This window comes from Micromonospora rhizosphaerae (assembly GCF_900091465.1).
In the GTDB taxonomy this organism is placed as follows: domain Bacteria; phylum Actinomycetota; class Actinomycetes; order Mycobacteriales; family Micromonosporaceae; genus Micromonospora; species Micromonospora rhizosphaerae.
Map to the genome: position 1 here is coordinate 4886023 of NZ_FMHV01000002.1, position 18766 is coordinate 4904788.

General features: G+C 73.9%; 20 protein-coding genes and 7 tRNA genes. 10 read left to right on the top strand and 17 right to left on the bottom strand.

Translation table 11 applies throughout. The annotated features are described in order from the left end of the window. Nucleotides 1–113: 113 nt before the first annotated feature. Nucleotides 114–2906, bottom strand: coding sequence for a DEAD/DEAH box helicase (locus GA0070624_RS22950; protein ID WP_091344443.1), 2793 nt, complete (start codon nt 2904–2906; stop codon nt 114–116). An 86-nt stretch (nt 2907–2992) separates the two neighbouring features. Here GA0070624_RS22950 and GA0070624_RS22955 point away from each other — a divergent pair, with 86 nt between their 5' ends. Next, nucleotides 2993–3748 (top strand): HAD family hydrolase, encoded by a 756-nt coding sequence (locus GA0070624_RS22955; RefSeq protein WP_091349576.1) that lies wholly within the window; start codon nt 2993–2995, stop codon nt 3746–3748. A gap of 190 nt (nt 3749–3938) precedes the next feature. Beyond that, on the top strand, nt 3939–4910 hold the full coding sequence (locus GA0070624_RS22960) for an EamA family transporter (RefSeq protein ID WP_091344447.1): 972 nt from the start codon (nt 3939–3941) through the stop codon (nt 4908–4910). Here the strand turns inward: GA0070624_RS22960 and GA0070624_RS22965 are convergent. Continuing rightward, on the bottom strand, nt 4873–5799 hold the full coding sequence (locus tag GA0070624_RS22965; protein ID WP_091344451.1) for a diacylglycerol kinase: 927 nt from the start codon (nt 5797–5799) through the stop codon (nt 4873–4875). The genes GA0070624_RS22960 and GA0070624_RS22965 overlap by 38 nt on opposite strands. A 96-nt stretch (nt 5800–5895) precedes the next feature. Between GA0070624_RS22965 and GA0070624_RS22970 the strand changes: the two genes are divergently transcribed. Both GA0070624_RS22970 and GA0070624_RS22975 read left to right on the top strand, forming a co-directional pair. Continuing rightward, nucleotides 5896–6342: a hypothetical protein gene (locus tag GA0070624_RS22970; RefSeq protein WP_091344456.1), complete on the top strand. Its 447-nt coding sequence runs from the start codon at nt 5896–5898 to the stop codon at nt 6340–6342. A 151-nt stretch (nt 6343–6493) separates the two neighbouring features. Beyond that, a complete protein-coding gene (locus GA0070624_RS22975) occupies nt 6494–7066 on the top strand; it encodes a hypothetical protein (RefSeq protein ID WP_176731827.1) in 573 nt (190 codons plus the stop codon). A gap of 92 nt (nt 7067–7158) precedes the next feature. Here the strand turns inward: GA0070624_RS22975 and GA0070624_RS35960 are convergent, their stop codons facing one another. The 4 genes from GA0070624_RS35960 to GA0070624_RS22995 form a co-directional block, all read right to left on the bottom strand. Continuing rightward, a complete protein-coding gene (locus GA0070624_RS35960) occupies nt 7159–7464 on the bottom strand; it encodes a hypothetical protein (protein WP_245718938.1) in 306 nt (101 codons plus the stop codon). Between the two features lie 26 nt (nt 7465–7490). Next, a complete protein-coding gene (locus tag GA0070624_RS35965) occupies nt 7491–7691 on the bottom strand; it encodes an alpha/beta hydrolase (RefSeq protein ID WP_091344468.1) in 201 nt (66 codons plus the stop codon). A 368-nt stretch (nt 7692–8059) separates the two neighbouring features. Further along, the gene (locus GA0070624_RS22990) at nt 8060–8479 is read right to left on the bottom strand and encodes an NUDIX domain-containing protein (protein ID WP_091344471.1); all 420 of its coding nucleotides are present in this window, start codon (nt 8477–8479) and stop codon (nt 8060–8062) included. 4 nt (nt 8480–8483) lie between these two features. Beyond that, a complete protein-coding gene (locus tag GA0070624_RS22995) occupies nt 8484–8924 on the bottom strand; it encodes an ArsR/SmtB family transcription factor (RefSeq protein WP_245718939.1) in 441 nt (146 codons plus the stop codon). Nucleotides 8925–9214: 290 nt separating this feature from the next. Between GA0070624_RS22995 and GA0070624_RS23000 the strand changes: the two genes are divergently transcribed. The 4 genes from GA0070624_RS23000 to GA0070624_RS23015 all read left to right on the top strand — a co-directional run bounded on the left by GA0070624_RS23000 (nt 9215) and on the right by GA0070624_RS23015 (nt 12843). Beyond that, a complete protein-coding gene (locus GA0070624_RS23000; protein ID WP_176731828.1) occupies nt 9215–9769 on the top strand; it encodes an AMIN-like domain-containing (lipo)protein in 555 nt (184 codons plus the stop codon). A 92-nt stretch (nt 9770–9861) separates the two neighbouring features. Then, on the top strand, nt 9862–10542 hold the full coding sequence (locus tag GA0070624_RS23005; RefSeq protein WP_091344476.1) for a response regulator transcription factor: 681 nt from the start codon (nt 9862–9864) through the stop codon (nt 10540–10542). Nucleotides 10543–10564: 22 nt separating this feature from the next. Continuing rightward, nucleotides 10565–11953 (top strand): sensor histidine kinase, encoded by a 1389-nt coding sequence (locus GA0070624_RS23010; protein ID WP_245718940.1) that lies wholly within the window; start codon nt 10565–10567, stop codon nt 11951–11953. Then, a complete protein-coding gene (locus tag GA0070624_RS23015; RefSeq protein ID WP_245718941.1) occupies nt 11950–12843 on the top strand; it encodes a Gmad2 immunoglobulin-like domain-containing protein in 894 nt (297 codons plus the stop codon). Before GA0070624_RS23010 ends, GA0070624_RS23015 begins: the two co-directional genes overlap by 4 nt. 11 nt (nt 12844–12854) lie before the next feature. On the opposite strand, the gene GA0070624_RS23020 is transcribed toward GA0070624_RS23015, so the two are convergent. The 11 genes from GA0070624_RS23020 to GA0070624_RS23070 all read right to left on the bottom strand — a co-directional run bounded on the left by GA0070624_RS23020 (nt 12855) and on the right by GA0070624_RS23070 (nt 17010). Further along, entirely contained in the window at nt 12855–13604 is a 750-nt protein-coding gene (locus GA0070624_RS23020; protein WP_091344485.1) for a hypothetical protein, read from the bottom strand. A 15-nt stretch (nt 13605–13619) separates the two neighbouring features. Continuing rightward, nucleotides 13620–13838 (bottom strand): hypothetical protein, encoded by a 219-nt coding sequence (locus tag GA0070624_RS23025; protein ID WP_141715140.1) that lies wholly within the window; start codon nt 13836–13838, stop codon nt 13620–13622. Between the two features lie 74 nt (nt 13839–13912). Continuing rightward, entirely contained in the window at nt 13913–14710 is a 798-nt protein-coding gene (locus GA0070624_RS23030; protein ID WP_091344491.1) for a PIG-L family deacetylase, read from the bottom strand. A gap of 249 nt (nt 14711–14959) precedes the next feature. Continuing rightward, nucleotides 14960–15030 (bottom strand) — tRNA-Cys (locus GA0070624_RS23035). Nucleotides 15031–15045: 15 nt separating this feature from the next. Beyond that, a tRNA-Arg gene (locus tag GA0070624_RS23040) sits at nt 15046–15118 on the bottom strand. A 5-nt stretch (nt 15119–15123) separates the two neighbouring features. After that, nucleotides 15124–15199 (bottom strand) — tRNA-Glu (locus GA0070624_RS23045). A gap of 16 nt (nt 15200–15215) precedes the next feature. Then, nucleotides 15216–15288 (bottom strand) — tRNA-Arg (locus GA0070624_RS23050). A gap of 38 nt (nt 15289–15326) precedes the next feature. Further along, the gene (locus GA0070624_RS23055) at nt 15327–16526 is read right to left on the bottom strand and encodes an RtcB family protein (protein WP_091344494.1); all 1200 of its coding nucleotides are present in this window, start codon (nt 16524–16526) and stop codon (nt 15327–15329) included. Nucleotides 16527–16556: 30 nt separating this feature from the next. Next, nucleotides 16557–16630: transfer RNA gene (locus GA0070624_RS23060), tRNA-Gly, on the bottom strand. A gap of 22 nt (nt 16631–16652) precedes the next feature. Beyond that, nucleotides 16653–16725 (bottom strand) — tRNA-Glu (locus GA0070624_RS23065). A 212-nt stretch (nt 16726–16937) separates the two neighbouring features. Then, nucleotides 16938–17010: transfer RNA gene (locus GA0070624_RS23070), tRNA-Trp, on the bottom strand. 335 nt (nt 17011–17345) lie between these two features. Between GA0070624_RS23070 and GA0070624_RS23075 the strand changes: the two genes are divergently transcribed. After that, complete coding sequence (locus GA0070624_RS23075; protein WP_091344495.1) at nt 17346–18107, top strand: hypothetical protein; 762 nt, start codon at nt 17346–17348, stop codon at nt 18105–18107. A gap of 43 nt (nt 18108–18150) precedes the next feature. Beyond that, nucleotides 18151–18738: a DUF6058 family natural product biosynthesis protein gene (locus GA0070624_RS23080; RefSeq protein WP_091344498.1), complete on the top strand. Its 588-nt coding sequence runs from the start codon at nt 18151–18153 to the stop codon at nt 18736–18738. The last annotated feature ends 28 nt before the right edge of the window (nt 18739–18766 follow it).

Genomic DNA, 18766 nt, shown 5'->3' on the forward strand with positions numbered 1-18766 from the left:
TGATCTGGGAGGTGCATGAGCAGGTGCAATAGTCCACCCGGGCGAATCGGGGTACCCATCGCGGTGACGCTGCGATGCCGCGACTGCCGACCAGCGGTGACCGGAGGCGATGGTCAGGCGGCGGCCTGGTAGGCGAGCACGCCGCGGTTGACGGCCGCGATCGCCTGCCGGGCGGTGGACCGTAGGTCCGCCGACGCCCCGCCGGAGTCGGCGAGCTGGCCGAGCAGGTCGACGACCTGGCGGGCCCAGCGGACGAAGTCGCCGGCGGGCATCTCGCCGTCGATCTGCTGTCCGCTGGCGAGCACCTTGGCCAGGGCCTCACCCCGGGCCCAGCGGTAGATGGGCCAGGCGAAGCCGAGGTCGGGCTCGCGGGTGACCGCGAGGCCCCGGGCGGCCTCGTCCGCCTCGATGTCGCTCCACAGCTTGAGCGTCTCGTCCACCGCGTCGGCGACCGGGCCGCGCGGCAGCGAGGCCCGCTCCTCGATCTCCCGCCGGGACTCGAAGACCACCACGGACACGGCGGCGGCCAGCTCGGCCGGGGAGAGCCCGTCCCAGACGCCCCGGCGCATGCACTCGGCGACCAGCAGGTCCGCCTCGCTCCAGATCCGAGCGAGCATCCGCCCGGCGTCGGTGACCGTGCCGTCGGGCGCGAGGTAGCCGCGCGCGGTGAGCAGCGCGACGATCCGGTCGAAGGTACGCGCGAGCGAGCCCGTCCGGCCGGCCACCCGCTGGCGCAGCTCCTCGGTGTCGCGTTCGAGCCTGCGACGCCGCTCCGCCCAGCGGGCGTGCTCCTCCCGTTCCGGGCAGGCGTGGCAGGGATGGCGGCGCAGCTCGCCGCGCAGCTGGCTGAGCCGGTGGTCCTCGCCGGTGGCCTGCCGGGATCGGCCGCCGCGCCGGCCGGCGTGCCGGTCCAGCCCGGTGCCGCTGACCGCGGCGGCCAGGTCCCGACGGGCGGCCGGCGAGCGGTGGTTGAAGTGCTTGGGCACCCGGATCCGGGTCAGGACCTCGGCCGGGGTGGTGAAGTCGCCGGGGCTGACCCGACCGGCCCAGCGGTCCTGGGTGAGCACGAGCGGGCGGGGCTCGCCGAAGCCGCCGGTGGCCGGGTCGAGGACGACCGCCAGCCCGGCCCGCCGCCCCGAGGGGACCCGGATCACGTCGCCGACCCGCAGCCGCTCCAGCGACGCCACCGCGGCCGCCTTGCGCTGGGTCTGCCCCTGCCGGGCAATGGCCCGCTCCCGGTCGGCGATCGCCACCCGCAGCGCGAAGTACTCGTCGAAGTCGCCGTGGTGGCAGGCCGCCTCGGCACCGTACGCCTCGATGGTCTCGGTGTTGCGCTGCACCTGCCGGGCCAGGCCGACCACCGACCGGTCCGCCTGGAACTGCGCGAACGAGGACTCCAGCAGCGCCCGGGCCGGCTCCGCGCCGACCGTGCCGACCAGGTTGACCGCCATGTTGTACGACGGCCGGAAGCTGGACCGCAGCGGGTAGGTCCGGGTGGACGCGAGACCGGCCACGTGCCGCGGGTCGGTCTCCGGGGACCAGACCACGACGGCGTGCCCCTCCACGTCGATGCCGCGCCGCCCGGCCCGCCCGGTGAGCTGGGTGTACTCCCCCGGGGTCAGGTCGACGTGGGCCTCGCCGTTGTACTTGACCAGCCGTTCCAGCACCACGCAGCGGGCCGGCATGTTGATCCCCAGCGCCAAGGTCTCGGTGGCGAAGACCGCCTTGACCAGGCCGCGGACGAACAACGACTCCACGACCTCCTTGAACGCGGGCAGCATGCCGGCGTGGTGGGCGGCCAGGCCGCGCTCGAGGCCGTCGAGCCATTCCCAGTAGCCGAGCACGGACAGGTCCTCGCCGGGGATGGCGGTGACCCGGGACTCGACGACCTGGCGGATCTCGGCGCGCTCCTCCGGGGAGGTGAGCCGCAGGCCGGCGGCGAGGCACTGCTGCACGGCGGCGTCGCAGCCGGCCCGGCTGAAGATGAACAGGATCGCCGGGAGCAGCCCCTCCCGGTCGAGCCGGTCGACGATGTCCGGACGGCTCGGGCCACGCCAGCGCGGGCCGCGTCGCCCGCCGCCCGGGAACGCGCTGCGCCCCTCCCCCAGCTCCAGCCGGCGCATGGTGTCCCGGGTGTAGCGCAGCAGCTCTGGGTGCACGTCGTGCTTGCGGGCCGCGTCGGCGTCGTGGAACAGGTCGAACATCCGCCTGCCGACCAGCATGTGCTGCCAGAGCGGCACCGGCCGGTGCTCGCTGACCACCACCGCGGTCTCGCCCCGCACGGTAACCAGCCAGTCGGCGAACTCCTCGGCGTTGGAAACCGTGGCGGAGAGGGAGACCAGGGTGACCGAGGCGGGCAGGTGGATGATCACCTCTTCCCACACCCCGCCGCGGAACCGGTCGGCGAGGTAGTGCACCTCGTCCATCACCACGTACGCCAGGCCCTCAAGGGTGCTGGAGCCGGCGTAGAGCATGTTGCGCAGCACCTCGGTGGTCATCACCACCACGGGCGCGTCGCCGTTGATCGCGTTGTCGCCGGTGAGCAGCCCGACCTGGTCGGCGCCGTAGCGGTCGACCAGGTCGTGGTACTTCTGGTTCGACAGCGCCTTGATCGGCGTGGTGTAGAAGCACTTGCGCCGGGTGGGCGGCTCCTCGGCCGCCGCCGGCTGCTGGGGGGTCCCGCGCAGGGCAAGGTGCACGGCGAACTCGCCGACCACGGTCTTGCCGGCGCCGGTCGGGGCGCACACCAACACCCCGCTTCCCCGTTCCAGCGCCTGGCACGCCTCCCGCTGGAAGTCGTCGAGGTCGAATCCCAGGTCACGGGCGAACTCGTCCAGGGCAGGGAAGGCGGCGGCCTGCGCGGCCCGGCGGCGCGCCGCGGCGTACCGCTCGGCGGGGCTCGACATGCCTCCAAGATTAATCGGTACGGCCGACGGTTACTGGCCAAGGCCGTCCGGCGGCACCGTCTCCCGAGGTCGGTAGGGTGCACGACGTGCCGGACCATGCCGAACCGCCCCACCCGTCGAGCGGCGCCGACCGCGCGAGCACGTCGCGCCGGCCCGTCGAGGCGGTGCTCTTCGACTTCCACGGCACCCTCGCCCAGGTGGAGGAGCCGCGCGAGTGGGTGCTGGCCGCCGCGGCGGCGTGCGGGGTGGAACTGGACCGGGTGCGGGCCACCGCCCTGGCCGACCGGCTGCTCACCGCCGGGCGGGCCGGCGGGCCGCTGCCGGCCCGGGTGCCGCCCCGATTGGCGGAGCTCTGGGCCGACCGGGACCTCTACCCGCACGCCCACCGCGGCGCGTACATCGGGCTGGCCGAGACGGTCGACGCGGGCATCGACGGGTTCGCCGACGCGCTCTACGAGCGGTTGCTGGTCCCGGAGGGCTGGGTGCCGTACCCGGACACCGAGGCGATCCTGAAGGCGCTGCGCCAGGCCGGGGTGAAGGTGGCCGTGGTGAGCAACATCGCCTTCGACATCCGGCCCCTCTTCGCCGCCTGGGGCCTCGACGACCTGGTCGACGCGTACACGCTCTCCTACGAGGTGGGGCGCTGCAAGCCCGACCCGGGGATCTTCCTGCGCGCCTGCGGGATGCTCGGCGTCGACCCGGAGCGGAGCCTGATGGTGGGCGACACGCCGGCCGACGCGGGGGCGGTGGCGGCCGGCTGCGCCGTGCTGGTGCTCCCGGCCGCCGACGCCGGTCGGGCCAACGGGCTCGGCGCGGTGCTCGACCTGGCGCTGCCTTCGTGACCTGCGGTTCCGGCGACCGCGCCGCGCTCGGGCGAAGCGGCGCGGGGGCGCGTGAACCGCTCCATCCCGGGGTATCGGGGTGTGCGCGCGTCGGTGACCTGGTGAGGAGCCGGCCGCGACCGGTGTGGCGGGCGCCCGCCCGGCGCGACCCGCCGAAACTCGGCCTGGTCGCCCGGATAGCGTCGGGGGCATGACCCGCACGCTCAGCCCGCCCACGCCGACACGTTCCCTACGCCGCCTCCGCGGCGGTCAGGTGGGAGCGGTCGGGCTGGTGCTCGGCGGGGCGCTGTCGGTGCAGTTCGGGTCCGCGGTCGCCGCGCTGCTCTTCCCGCATACCGGGGTGGCCGGGGCGGTGACCTTGCGACTCACCATCGGCGCCCTGCTGATGCTCTCGGTGTGCCGCCCGAGGCTGCGCGGGCACGACCGCGCCGACTGGGCGTCGGTGGTCGCGTTCGGCCTCGCCCTCGCCGGCATGAACTCGATCTTCTACCAGGCCATCGAGCGGATCCCGCTCGGCCCGGCGGTCACCCTGGAGGTGCTCGGGCCGCTCGCGCTGTCGGTGTTCACCGCCCGCCGGCTGGCCGCCTGGGGCTGGGCCGGGCTGGCACTCGCCGGGGTGGCGCTGCTCGGCCAGGGCGGCTTCGACCGGCTCGACCCGCTCGGCGCCGCGCTCGCGCTCGCTGCGGGCGCGATGTGGGCGGCGTACATCGTCTGCTCGGCCCGGGTCGGCGGCCGGTTCCCGCGCGCCGACGGGCTGGCCCTGGCGCTGACCGTGGCCGCCCTCGTCACCCTGCCGATCGGCCTGGCCGGGGCCGGATCGCGGCTGTGGCATCCCGCGGTGCTGGGGCTCGGGACCGGGCTGGCCGTACTGGCCTCGGTGCTGCCGTACACGCTCGAACTGCTGGCGCTGCGCCGGCTGCCCACCGCCACCTTCGCGGTGCTGATGAGCCTCGGCCCGGCTATCGCCGCCGTCGCCGGTTACCTGGTTCTGGGCCAGGAGCTGCGCGCGGTGGAGATCGTCGCGATCGGCCTGGTGATCGCCGCCAGCGTCGGCGCGGTCCGGGCCGGCGGCAAGCGGGCCGACGAGGCGGTCGGGCCGGTCGCCGAAGGGCCGGACGGGCAGCTCAGCGCAGCAGCCGCACGGCCTGCGGCACGGCGGTGATCCGCACCGGCAGGTCCAGCGCCCGCTCCCCGTCGGCGTACGTGGTGATGCCCTCGGCGGACACCTCCACCGTCCGGGCCCGGTAGCTGCGCACCAGCGGGTGGTTGACATGGGTGCCCTGGTAGATGCGCGGCTTCACCCGCATCAGGGTCCGCCGGTCGAACCGCCCTCCGACCACCACGTCCAGCAGCCCGTCGGTCGGATCGGCATCGGGGCAGATTCGCATCCCGCCGCCGTAGGTGGGGCAGTTGCCCACCGCCACCAGAACGGCGTCCACCTCCTGCGCCTCGCCGTCGAGACGCAGGGTGTACCGGCGCGGGCGCAGCCGGGCCAGCTCCACCAGGATCGCCAGGTCGTAGCGGCGCGGTCCGCGCGGCCAGCGCATCCGGTTGGCTCGCTCGTTGACGATCGCGTCGAAGCCGGCCGCGACAACCGCCCCGTACCAGCGGTCGTCGCCGTCGGCGCCGCTCATCCGGGCCAGGTCGATTGGTCGGGTCCGCCCCTCCCGCAGCGCGGCCGCGATCACGTCGACGGCGGCGAGCGGGTCGGCGGGGAACCCGGTGTCGACGGCGAAGTCGTTACCCGTGCCGGCGGGAACGGGGCCGAACGGCACCGCCGTACCGGCGACCGCCTGCAACGCCCGGTGGACCGTGCCGTCGCCACCGACCGCGACCAGCGCGCTGGCACCGTCGGCGACCGCCGCGTCGCACGCCGCCTCCGCCTCGGCCGGGGTGTGCGCCTCCAGCAGCCGGACCGGACGGCCGGCGTCCGCCAGCCGCTCGAGCAGTCGGGGCAACAGGCCACGGTGCCGTCCCCGGCCGGCGGTCGGGTTGGCCAGCACGGCGACGGGGCCGGCGGAGAGGTGATCGTCTGCGGTCACGGCGAGCACCGTACCGGTACGACCCCACGCCCTCACCTCCGGCGGAAGGCAGAGGCCGGGTCGCCCGGACGGACAAGGCCCGCGCCGACGGATAGTCTCCGCTGCGTGATCTCCGTGGCGGGGCGCACGCGGGGAACCGTCGTGCTGGCGCTCGGTTCGGTGATCTGCGTCCTCACCTGCTGCGGAGTGCTCGATCTGGTCGGCAAGGCGAATGACAGACAGGACCGGCGGGCGGCCCGGGCTGCGCTGGGCGGGTATCTGACGCGGGTGGAGGATGGCGACTACCTTGCCGCGTACCAGCAACTCTGCTCCGACGTGCTCGAGGACTACCCCGAAACGGAGCATGTGGCATTCCTCCGCCAGCAGCGGGCGTTCGTGTCCTACGCGATCGGCGACCCGACGGAGTCCAGCGGCATCGACGGGACGTACCTGGCATTCCCCGTCAGCCTGACCTACGTCGACGGCTCCGCCGACGAGATCGGTCTGGTCGTCGGTCTGCAGACCGACGGCCCGAAGGTCTGCGACAGCGAATCCTGGCGCTCCGGATCTTGATCGCAACACCCGTCCCGAAGAGCTGTCCGGGCCGGCTCCGTCGACGCCGACCGCCGGCTCGCCTTCCAGGCCGACTATCCGGTACGCGATCCGGCCGCAAGTAGCCGGTGACGGGGCAGCCGGGCCACGGATCGGCCATTATCGTGCGCCCATGAGATGGCGATCGTGCCTGCCGTTCGCCGCGATGCTCGCGGCGACGCTGACCGGCTGCGGGTGGGTGGGCGCACACGACGCCGCCCGGGTGCCGGGCTGCACCGTGCCCGACGACGAGGACGGGCTGCTGGACGCGTACGCCGACGACCCGGTCCTCGCGGTGCGGCCGCAGGGGGCGCGGCGCGCGGGTGACGTCATCCGCAGCAAGGGATGCGAGCGGGTGAGCCGGGAGGACACCACGAACACCTCCGTGTCCCTCACCTGGCGGCTGTCGCGCGGCTACGACGATGGGGCGCTGCGACGCACGTTCGACCCGGTGGCCCGGGAGGCGGGCTGGCGGTTCACGCCGGCCGGCGACCGCGGGCCGGTCGCGGACGGATCGGTCTTCCTCACCTACTGCCGTAGCGTGCTTGAGGTGCCCAGCCGCCTCGTCATCCGCTCGGATCCGGAGCAACGGGTCGATGTCCGCCCGAGCACGGCGGACCGGCCGCCGTCGCCGCAGTGGTCAGTGCTCAGCCCGGCCGGCATCTACGTCACCATCTACGCCGACCCGACCTGTCCCACGCCCTGACGAGCGGAAGACGGGAGATTTGCGTCCCCGGCCTGATCGGTCGCAGCCACCACCGTGAATCACCCCCGTCCACATCAACGATGCCGGGGACGTCAACCTGTCAGCGCGACGCTGATCGCCCGGACGTGGGGCGGGGCCATGGACGCCCAGAAGGCATTGTCGTGGCAGCCGGTGGTGACCTGGACGACGCCCGGGTTCGGTAGCCGGTCGCGCAGCGTCCGCACGGCCGGGGCGAACGGGTCGGCCGCGCCGATCGCGATCCGCGCCGGCAGCCCGGCGAGCTCCCGGGCGCGGGCGGTCACGTCGTACCGGGCCCACTCCCGGGCGCTGTCGAAGGCGCCGGCGTTGACGCCCCGGGCGTCGGCGTAGGAGTGGAAGATCGCCGGTGAGGTGGCCACCACCGCCCGGAAGCGGCCGGGGTGGGTCAGCGCGGCCAGCAGCGCCCCGTACCCGCCATCGACCAGCCGGCCACCGCGATCCGGTCGGTGCGCAGACCGCGTTCGGCGAGCAGCGGCAGGAACTCGTCGACGAGCATGCCGAGCGGGTCGTCGTCGGCGTGTGGATGCCAGTAACCGTTCCCGCCGTCCGGCGCGGCGAGGGCGAACGGGGCCACCCCGTCCCGCATCGCGCCGGCGAGGAACTCCGGGTACCGGGCGGCCGCGACGGCGGTGCCGGCGTTCGCCGCGTACCCGTGCAGGGCCAGGCAGACGGGTAGCTTCGCGCCCGGGGCGTACCCGGGTGGGTAGGAGATGGCGAAGCCGATCTCTCGGCGGCGCGCCGCGGAGCGGAAGTTCCCGGTGACCGGCGGCGGCGTCGGCCCGGCCGGGCGTCGCAGCGACCGAGCGCGTGGTTGAGCACCGACCGGCCGGCTAGCACCTCGACGTCGACCAGGGCGACACCGCCCGCGCCGAGCCCCGCGACACCCACGGCGGCGCCGCGGGACTGGAGGAGCCGACGTCGGGTGACCGGCATCCGGTCACCCGAGACGCCGGTTCATTCGAGGTGCGGCGGCAGCATCGCCAGCGTCGGCGCGAGCTGCGAGTGCAGCGGCTCCGGCAGGGCGTCGCGGCTGTACCAGCCGAGCCGGTCGAACTTGTGCGGCTCGCCGATGGCGACCGTGGCCGGGTCGACCCGGACCGCGAAGACCACCGCCACCCAGTGCGAGGGCGGGTCGTCGCGCAGCACGTTGCGGACCCCGAGCAGGGTGATCGCCAGCGGTGACGTCGCGTACTCCTCGCGGACCTCGCGGGTGACGGCGGCCTCGAAGGTCTCGCCGTACTCCAGCGCGCCCGCGCCGGTGTCCCAGGTGCCGGGTTCGTCGCGGGCCCCGGCACCGCGCCGGGCGAGCAGCAGCCGGCCGGCGCCGTCGTGGCAGACGAAGACGCAGGACACCGAGGGAGTACGCGGAGACATCAGCTCATTCTGCGCGACCGGTCTCCTCGGTCGACCCGGCCCCGGCGATCAACGCCTCCGCGGAGCTGGTCCGGGCGTAGAGCAGGAGCCGCCCGACCCGATGGGTGCCCACCAACCCGGCGTCGCGCAGCGCGGTGAGGTGGTGCGACACCGTGCCGGCGGTGACCCCGCGGCGCCGGGCCAGCTCGGTGGTGGCGGTCGGCACGGCCAGCTCGTGCAGCAGCGTCGCCCGGGTGCGGCCCAGGACCCGGGCCAGGGCCTCGCTGGCCGGGGCCGCGCTGCGCTCCCAGAGTGTCCCGACCGCGCGGGCCGGACAGCGCAGGACCGGCTGCGCGGCCCGCTCGGACAGGTTGGACCAGACCCGCGACCCGGCGAAGACCGACGGGACCAGCAGCAGGCCCCGGCCGTCCAGGGCCACCTCACCGGAGTGGGTCAGGTGGTCCACGTGCAACGTCCCGTCGTCCCAGGAGACGTACTGGTCGATCCGGTTGACTGACCTGGCTGCCGGTGTTCCGCCCGCCGCTGCGGACGCTGACCGACCCGGCCGCGCTGCCCGCAGCCGACCGCTGACCGGCCCGACGCCCGCGAAGCGGACCGCCTCCCGCCGCGAACGCGCCCCCCGCCGGCTGTTACCTGACGGTTACCCGGCTGCGAAGCCGCTGTGGCACGCCGGTCCGACCGTCGAGCCGGGACCACCGGTGGTGGTCCCCAGTGGAGCACCGACAGGAGGACACGATGAGACTGAAGAGAGCGCTGCTGGCGCTGGCCGTCGTGCTCGGCGGGCTGGTCGCCGGCACGGGCGGCGCCACCGCGGCGACGCCGTACTGCGGGATCACCTGGGGCAGCACGGCCAAGGCGGCCGGCACGCTCAGCACCGGCCCGCTGGTCGAGGTCCGCACCGGCCAGCACGACTGCTGGGACCGGGTGGTCTTCGAGTTCGCCGGCCCGGCCAACGGCTACTCGGTCGCGTACGGGGAGACCTTGACCGAGGGGCAGGGGCTGGCGCTGTCCCCCTACACCGCCGGCGGCGCGCTGCTCCGGGTCTCCCTGCGGGCCCCGGCGTACGACGAGCAGCACGTCGCCACCGTGCCGTACCGCACCGGGCAGCACGCGGCCAACGCGCTGGGCTACCGGACGCTGCGGGACGTGGTCTTCGGCGGCAGCTTCGAGGGCTACACCACCTTCGCCGTCGGCGTCCGGGCGCAGCTGCCGTACCGGGTGTTCGTCCTCCCCGGTCCGGGCACCCACAGCCGGATCGTGATCGACGTGGCCCACCGGTGGCAGCAGTGACCCACTCGGCGGTGATGAGGGCCGGCCGGCCCTCATCACCGACCGTTGCGCCAGGGTCCCGGGCCGTCGTGCCGGGCTACCCTGAGATCCTCATGGAGGGCCGCGTGCTACTGGTCGAGGACGATGCCTCCATCCGGGAGGTGACCGCCCTCGGTCTGCGGCGGGCCGGGTTCCGAGTGGAGACCGCGGTCGACGGCCGGGCGGCCCTGGCCGCCTGGCGGGCCCGGCCGATGGACCTGATCGTGCTCGACGTGATGCTGCCCGGCCTGGACGGCTTCGAGGTCTGCCGGGAGGTCCGCCGGACCAGTCAGGTGCCGATCCTGATGCTCACCGCACGCACCGACACCATCGACGTGGTGGTCGGCCTGGAGTGCGGCGCCGACGACTACCTCCGCAAGCCGTTCGACCTGCCGGAGCTGGTCGCCCGGGTCCGCGCGGTGCTGCGCCGGACGGTCGCCCCGGTCGAGGAGACCACCGTGACGGTCGGCCCGTTGGAGATCGACCCGGCGCGGTTCGTGGCCCGCAAGGCGGGCCGGGAGCTGACCCTGACCGCGACCGAGTTCCGGCTGCTGCTGGAGCTGGCCCGCCGACCCGGGCAGGTGTTCACCCGCGAGCTGCTGCTGGACCGGGTGTGGGGGCACGCCTACCTCGGCGACTCCCGGCTGGTGGACGTGGCGGTGCAACGGCTGCGCGGCAAGGTCGAGGACGACCCGGGCCACCCCGTGCTGATCAGGACGGTCCGCGGCGCCGGCTACAAGCTGTCGACGGGGTGAGGGCCCGATGGTGGCGGGCAGCGTGTCACCGGGGCGCCTGCGGCGCCGGCTCGTCATCGCGTTCGTGCTCGTCGCCGGCGTCTCCGCCGGGGTGCTCGCCGGTGGCTCGTACCTGATGCTGCGGCAGGCCCGGCTCGACGGCTCGCTGCAACGCGCGGCGGCCGACGCCCGCTACCAGCTGGTGCTGGCCGGACAGTTCCTGCCGCTCACCGACACCCGCCGGGCGGACCTGCTGACCAGCTTCGAGGCCAGTGGACGGCACGTGCTGCTGATCGCCGGCGACGCCGAGGCGTCGAACCCCCGGTTCGCGCCGGTGCCCGGCCGCGCCCTGCGGGAGGCGGTCGCCGCGGGGCACCTCGGCTACCAGCGCTCCCCCGACGGCGCCCGGCCGCAACTGCTGGTGGTCGGCGGCCGGATCCCCGGCTCCACCGCCGAGCTGTACGTGGTGACCGTGGAGGACGAGCTCGTCGGCGGCCTGCATCAGCTCCGTACGGCGTTGGCGGTCGGCTGGGGGGTGGTGGTGCTGCTCGCCGCCGCGGTCGGCAACACCCTGGCCCGTCGGACCCTGGAGCCGGTGGGCCGGGCCAGCCGGGCGGCCCGGGCGGTCGCCGAGGGGCTGCTGGACACCCGGCTGCCGGTGCAGGGCCGGGACGAGTTCAGCGCCTGGGCCGCCTCGTTCAACGAGATGGCCGATGCGCTGGAGACGAAGATCGAAGCGCTTTCCCGGGCCCAGGCCCGGGAGCGGCGGTTCACCGCCGACGTCGCGCACGAGCTGCGTACCCCGGTGACCGCGCTGGTCGCGGCGGGGTCGCTGCTCGGCGAGCAGCTGAACACGCTGCCCGCGGACGCCCGCCGGGCCGCCGAACTTCTCGTCACCGACGTGGTCCGGCTGCGACGACTGGTCGAGGAGCTGATGGAGATCTCCCGACTGGACGCCGGGCAGGAGATCGTCGCGGTCCGCCCGGTGGACGTCCCGGCCCTGCTGCGCACCATCGTGGACGCGCGCGGCTGGAGCGGCCGGGTCGCCGTGACCGGCGATGCCGCCCGCGTCCCGACCGACCCGCGCCGCCTGGAACGGGTGCTGGCCAATCTGGTGAGCAACGCGGTCGAGCACGGCGGCGGCGAGATCCGAGCCGAGGTACGGCAGGACGGCCCGCTGATCACGGTCACCGTCATCGACCGGGGGCCGGGCATCCCCGCCGAGCACCTGCCGCACCTGTTCGACCGCTTCTACAAGGTCGATCCGTCCCGCACCGGACCGGGCAGCGGGCTCGGGTTGGCCATCGCCCTGGAGAACGCCCGCCTGCTCGGCGCCCGCCTGCTCGTGCACAGCGAGACCGGCGTCGGCACCGAGTTCCGGCTGGAACTGCCCGCGAACGGCGACCTCGCCGGAGAGGACGGTCCCCGGTGAAACGACCCCTCGCCCTGCTCGCCGCCATCGCGCTGCTGGCCGCCGGCTGCGCGGACGCCCGGTCCGGGACGCTCGGTCCGGCGCCGACCGCCGCGCCGCCCGCCGAGACCACCGCCGCCCCGCCCACCAAGGTCCCGCCGCTGACGACCGGCACCCCAACGCCGCGGCCGTCCCCGGGAACACCGACCTCGACCGGCCGGCCCGGCGACCCCGCACCGTCCGGCACCATCACCCTGCAGCTGTGGTTCGTCTCGGCCGGAAGGATCGTGCCGACCCAGCGCACCCGGCCGGCCACCGTAGCGACATCCCGGCTGGCCCTCACCGAGCTGGCCGCCGGGCCATCGCCCGCCGAGGCCGCGGCCGGTCTGACCACCCTGCTGCCGACCGGCGTCGAGGTCGTCCGCATTGTCGAGGGACTGGCGGTGGTGAGCCCTCCGCCGGGCTTCTCCGACGGCGGGGCAGCGACGGTCCGGCTCCGCCGGGCCCAGGTGGTCTACACCCTCACCCAGTTCCCCACCGTGCGCCGGGTCGCCTTCCCGGCGGGCGAGTCCGTCTCGCGGCGCGACTACGCCGACCTCCTGCCGGCGATCGTGGTGACCGCCCCGACCATCGGCCAGCGGGTCACCAGCCCGGTGACCCTCGCCGGCACCGCGCAGGTCTTCGAGGCGACCGTCAGCATCCGCATCCTCGACAGCGCCGGACGGGAGATCGCCACCGCCTTCACCACCGCCAGTTGCGGCACCGGTTGTCGCGGTGACTACCGCACCGCGGTCGCCTACCGACTCGCCACGACCCAGCCCGGCACCGTCGAGGTGTACGAGGTATCGGCCCGCGACGGTTCCCGGATCAACGTCGTGAGGATTCCCGTCGTCGTCACCGCCAGCAGGTGAGCAAGGCACCGTCACTGCCACTGGCCGGTGAGCAGCGGCGCGGCCGGTTGCTCCGCGCGCCCGATGCGCAGATCCTCGAAGATCGTGTTTCGGGCCGCCCGCTCCACCTCGGCGTCCAGGTCGATCCCGAGCTCGGCCGAGGCGTCGTGGGCCGCCCCGATCAGCACCAGCTCCACGCCCCCGTGGTCGAGGAACCGGGGCGGATCGAGCGGCGCGAACCGGCGGCCGTGGAAGCGCTCCTGCAGGTCAGCTGGGAGCTTCGCCTTGCCGGGCCCCGGCAGACCGACCCCGGGCGGCGACGGTGCCTGCGGATTCTTCACCGTGACGATGTAGCTCGCCTCGGGTTCGATGTCGAGTTCGTGCTGCGGCGGACCGAGACGATGGGGCAGCTCGAGCTGGTACGCCAGATGGGTGTGGTCGTCGTGGCGGGCGATGCTGTACGCCCCCTCGGCCGCGGGCCGAGCCGCCGGTTGCAGGCGCTCACCACGGGTCTTCGTCTCGTACTGGCGCGGCCGGAGCGCTTCGTAGAGCTGCTGTGGCCGGCTCACCACGGTGTCGACGAACCCCCAGAAGCGGTTGTGCTCGTCGATCTCGGGTAGGTGCTTGCGGCCGACCACGAGCAGCCGCAGCCGCTGCCGTCCGCGCCACGGGTGCAGCACCACCAGCAATCGCTGCACCTCCTCCAGCGAGTCCACGTGCTGCTCGCCCACCCGCGGGCGGTAGAGGAAGTAGATGTCGCCGTCCTCCAGCACCTCGCTCATGCCGAGACCGCTTTCCTACCGTGGCCCGCCATCGGACGCCTCGTAGATCCAGGACTCGGGCGCGCCCTGCGGCGCGCGCTCAGCCCGGCGGTATTCGATGGTCTCCACCGTCTCGTGCGGTCCGTGCAGTTTCAGCTGGTACGACGGCGGCGGGTCGTCCGCGTTCGGCACGTCCCAGCCCACGGTCTGCCCGTCGTACGGCCCGCCACGCAGGCGCACGTTCATTTTGTCCACATCCCGACGGTAGCGAAGCCAGGTGCCGGGCGGACCCGAGTCGCCGCAACGCGTACCGTTCTTCGGCTGCCGCGCTATTCGTGGGTCAGACTTCGCGGGTTGGCGTCGATCTGCCGGAACATGGCGTACACCGAGTGGTAGCCGCAGGCGAACACCCCGGCCTGTGGCTGCCACGACCCGTACGCCCGGCAGGCGTTGCGGGCCCGCGCGGCGGTCTCCGATTCCATCGGGTCGTCCCAGCACCAGTCGACCGAACCCAGCCGCGGATCCGACCAGTACGGCGGCAGCACGTAATAGCGACAGCTCCCCCATCGAATCGGATCGTCGAGACCCAACTGCCGCACAGCCTCGCCGGCGGCCAGGTGATCGGGGTGGTCGTCAACGGTGTACGACGGTGCCCAGAGGCCGAGGTCCCCGCCGATGGCGTCGGCGGTGGCGACCACCGCCGCCTTGACCTCCTCGACGGTCACCCCGTCGTTCGGCAGGCCGGCCTCGTGGATCCGGTCCTCGGTGACGCCCAGGGCGGCGGCCGCTGCCACCAGCTCCCGGTACCGGGCCGCGCCGAGGGTCCGTTCGGTCAGGGCGGCGTACCCCTCCACCGTCGGGTCGTGCGGCACGCCCCACCAGTGCGACGTCCTGACCCCGTTGAGGATGTCCTTGACCGCAGATTTCTCGCCGCGGGTCAGCAGCAGGATGTGCACCTCCCTGCCCGCGGCGGCATGCCCGGCGAGCAGGACACCAGCAGCCAGAGTTTCGTCGTCGGGATGCGGGACCAGGAACAGCGCCGCTCGGGCGGAGGTGGGCGCCAGGCCGGGGGACCTACCCGTGGCTGTCGTGGCCGCATCGGTGGCCGGCGGGCTAGAAGGCCTCATGCCCGACGATGATGGCGCATCGATGGCCACCACCGCCGAGGGCCACCAGGCCGCCGGCGCCGGCCCGGCCGCAAAGCGCCGCCGCTGGCCTCGCCGCCGGAAGGGACCAGACGGCTGGACCGTCGGTTGAACACACCGTCCGCGGGGCGTCTCGTCGCCGGACCCGGTGTCGAACCGGGCGGGCCGCCGTTATGAGCAGCAGCTGGACCCACGTCCTCCGGCGGAGAACCACAGTGGACGACACGATCGAGACCGAGGCGGGAATCGAACCCGCGTTGACGGTTTTGCAGACCGTTCCCTGGCCACTCGGGCACTCGGTCGGGTGCCGGAACCAGTGCCCCCGGCTGGATTCGAACCAGCGACCCCCAATTTCGGAAACTGGTGCGCTCTCCGCTGCGCCACGGGGGCATGAGCAGCGCGGACGGGATTCGAACCCGCAACGTGTCCCGGGTGAAAGCCGGGCGACTCTCCCCATTCGTCCACCGCGCCATTCGCGTACCCGCCGTGCCCCGACCAGGATTCGAACCTGGGCCCTCCGGTTTCGTAGACCGGCGCGCTCTCCGCTGCGCCACCGGGGCGTACGACCGGCGCCCACCCCCCGCGGGCGCCGGCCGGTCTAACCCTTCACGCAGACGACCTGCTTGAGGTGCGCCACCACCTCGACGAGGTCGTCCTGCTGCGCCATCACCTTGGTGATGTCCTTGTACGCGCCGGGGATCTCGTCGACCACCCCGGCGTCCTTGCGGCACTCCACCCCGGCGGTCTGCCGCGCCAGGTCGGCGGTGCTGTACGTCCGCTTCGCCTGGCCGCGCGACATCCGCCGCCCGGCCCCGTGCGACGCGGAGCAGTACGCGTCCGGGTTGCCCTTGCCGCGCACGATGTGCGAGCCGGTGCCCATCGACCCCGGGACGATGCCCAGGTCACCCCGGCCGGCGCGGATGGCACCCTTGCGGGTCACCAGCACCTCCACGCCGTCGTAGCTCTCCTCCGCCACGTAGTTGTGGTGACACGAGATGGGCTCGCCGAACGAGACGTGCGGGAACTCGTCGCCGATCACGTTGCAGAGCAGGGCGAGCATGACGGCTCGGTTGCGCTGCGCGTACTCCTGTGCCCACCAGAGGTCCCGGCGGTAGGCGTCCATCTCCGGGGTGCCGGCGAGGAACACCGCCAGGTCCCGGTCGGGCAGGTCGACGTTGTGCGGCAGCCCGCGGGCCACCGCCATGTGCCGCTCGGCCAACTCCTTGCCGATGTTGCGGGAGCCGGAGTGCAGCATCAGCCAGACCTGACCGTCGTCGGGGCCGCCCTGCTCGACGGAGACCTCGATGAAATGGTTGCCGCCGCCGAGGGTCCCCAGCTGCCGCTGCGCCCGGGTCTCCAGCTGCGCCACCCGGCGGTCCAGGGTGCCGAACCGACGCCAGAAGGCGTCCCAGCCGGCCTGCTCGAGGCCGCGGACCCGGCGCGGGTCGACCGCGTCGTCGCGCATCGCGAAGCCGACCGGGATGGCCGCCTCGATGGCCGAGCGCAGCGGGGCGAGGTCGTCCGGCAGGTCGGCCGCGGTGAGCGAGGTCCGTACGGCGGACATGCCGCAGCCGATGTCGACGCCGACCGCGGCCGGCGAGACGGCCTGCCGCATGGCGATGACCGAGCCGACGGTGGCGCCCTTGCCGAAGTGCACGTCTGGCATGACGGCGACGCCCTGCACCCAGGGCAGCGCGCCGATGTTGCGCAGCTGCCGCGCGGCCTGCGCCTCGATCGTGTACGGGTCGGTCCAGACCCGTACCGGCGCCCGGGTGCCGGCCAGCGGGGTGAATCCCATCGTCGTCTCCTCGTGTCGGGGGTGTGGTCGAGCGGCTGGCCGGATTCGAACCGGCGATCTTCACCATGGCGAGGTGACGCGCTGCCTGACTGCGCTACAACCGCATGGTCCCGGGTGGGACCGGCGTAGGCCGTACGGGACTCGAACCCGTAACCGCCCGGCTGAGAACCGGGTGAGCTGCCAATTGCTCCAACGGCCCGTGCAGGATGGCGGGAACCATCCGGCGAAGTCCGGGACCGGGGAATCGAAGCCCGTGTCTCTCCCGCCCAAGGCGAGCGGGTCAGCCAGCTCCCTCGTCCCGGACGTGTCGCTCCGGCCGGCGCGTCGGGGCGCCGGCCGGGGTCGTGCTCATGTCGTCCACTGTGGAGTTGAGAAGGAGCGAGGTCGCCGGCCGGGGCCGGGGCACAGGAGCAGGGGCGACAGGATTCGAACCTGCAACCATCGGGTTTGGAATCCGGTGCTCTTCCGGTTGAGCTACGCCCCTGAGCGGAAGTGGGGTGACGAAAAAGCCGCCCGGTCCCCCTTCGCGGGGCGGGCGGCTGCGCGTGTCGCGCTGGCGCTAGTCGCGCCGCCACCCCGATTGCCAACGCTGCTGCCGGCACAGGCCCAGGGCTCGTTCGCCTTCGGGCAGCAGGGCACCGCCGCGCGGCATGGACCGCGGGGCCTCGGTGCGGGTGCGCTGCGACACGGCGTACTCCCTGGGTTGATCCGGTTGACGTTGCCCGATGAAGGTAAGCCCGCCGTGCGGTCGCCGCAATTGATATTCGGCGGTGGCACGGCCGGCGTGCGGCAGGCAACGGTCGGCGGCACGATGTGGACATGCGGCCGGGCGAGGCGAGGTCACCGGCCACCGTCGAGGAGTGGCGGCGGTGGCGGCGGGACATCTTCGGCGATCCGTACCTGGTCTGGCACGACGGGCCGGAATTCAGCCGACTGCTGCGGGTGGCGCGTGACGACCCGGGGATGGTCAGGCGGATGCTGGCGGCCGGGCTCGAGGACGGCGACCCGGTGGCCGCGGAGTCCGTGGCGGTGCTCGCCGAGGCCGGGCTGGAGCCTCGTGGGGCGAGCCACCTGCTTCGGGCGGCGGTGCCGACCGCGTCGGGGTCCTTCCTGGTCGAGCTCGCCGTGACGCTGCACCGGTTGAGCGGCGACGACCGGTGGGCCGAGCCGATCGTCTCGGTGCTCGGCGAGGCACGCCACTGGGGCACCCGGATGGACGCCGCGATCGCGTTGGACCGCTTCCCGCCCACGGTGACGCTGATCGGGGCGCTTGGCGGGGCGGTCCGCGACCGGGAGTACCTGGTCCGGTACCACGCGGCCAACACCCTGCTGCGGTACGCCCGGACCGACGACGACCCAGGGAGGCCGGGCCGGCGGGTGCGGGTGGAGCAGGAGCCCCGCCTGTTCGCGCTGATCGCGACGTCCCGGGACGCGGTGCTCGGCCGCAGTTGGCGCCGGCGGGCACCGAGCGAGGAATCCCGCTGGCGGGAAGCGGCCGACGAGTTGTGCGCCCACGCGCTCGCCCGGATCGAGCGGTGGGGCGGCGACGCTTCGGCCGGGGCCGAAGGATCTGGTGCCTAACCTGCCCGGGAGCACCGGGGCGGCCGGTCCGGGAGGGGCGAGCGTGGAGTTGAGGCGTCGGGTGGCGGAGCGGTTTCGCGAGGTCAACGGGGAGCACTTGATGACGGCGGCGGACAACGCGTACGTCAGCGAAGAGTTCGTGGTGCTCGAGGAGCTGTGCGCGGCGGCCGGTCGGGACCCGGACGACGTACGCCGGTTGATGCTGGACCGGCGGCTGCCGATGCCGGGTTATCTGCGCTCGGACGGCGCGGAGATGGTCCCGGCCGACCTGTTCGCGCTGGCCGAGCGGGCGGGCGGCCCGGAGCGGCTGGCGGCCTGGTTCATCGGGCACTGGGCGGACCCGGCGGAGGGGACGGCGGAATGGGACGCCTACCTCAGCGGCCGGTACGTCTGCCTGCGGTCCGTCACCCCGGACAGCATCCGGCGCAAGGATGAGCTGACGGCGGCGATCCGGTCGGCGCCCGATGAGCCGGACGCCGGGTCGGCGGACTGGTCGGCCCGGCTGCACGCGCTGGTCGACGAGCTGGACGCGCTGGAGCCGGCCTTCACCGGGTACGACCGGCACCGGTTCGGCGGCCCGACCTCGCGCGACACCTGCATCGACGCGGTGCGTGCCCGATACCCGCGCTAAGCCCGGCAATGCACCACCCGAACGCAGG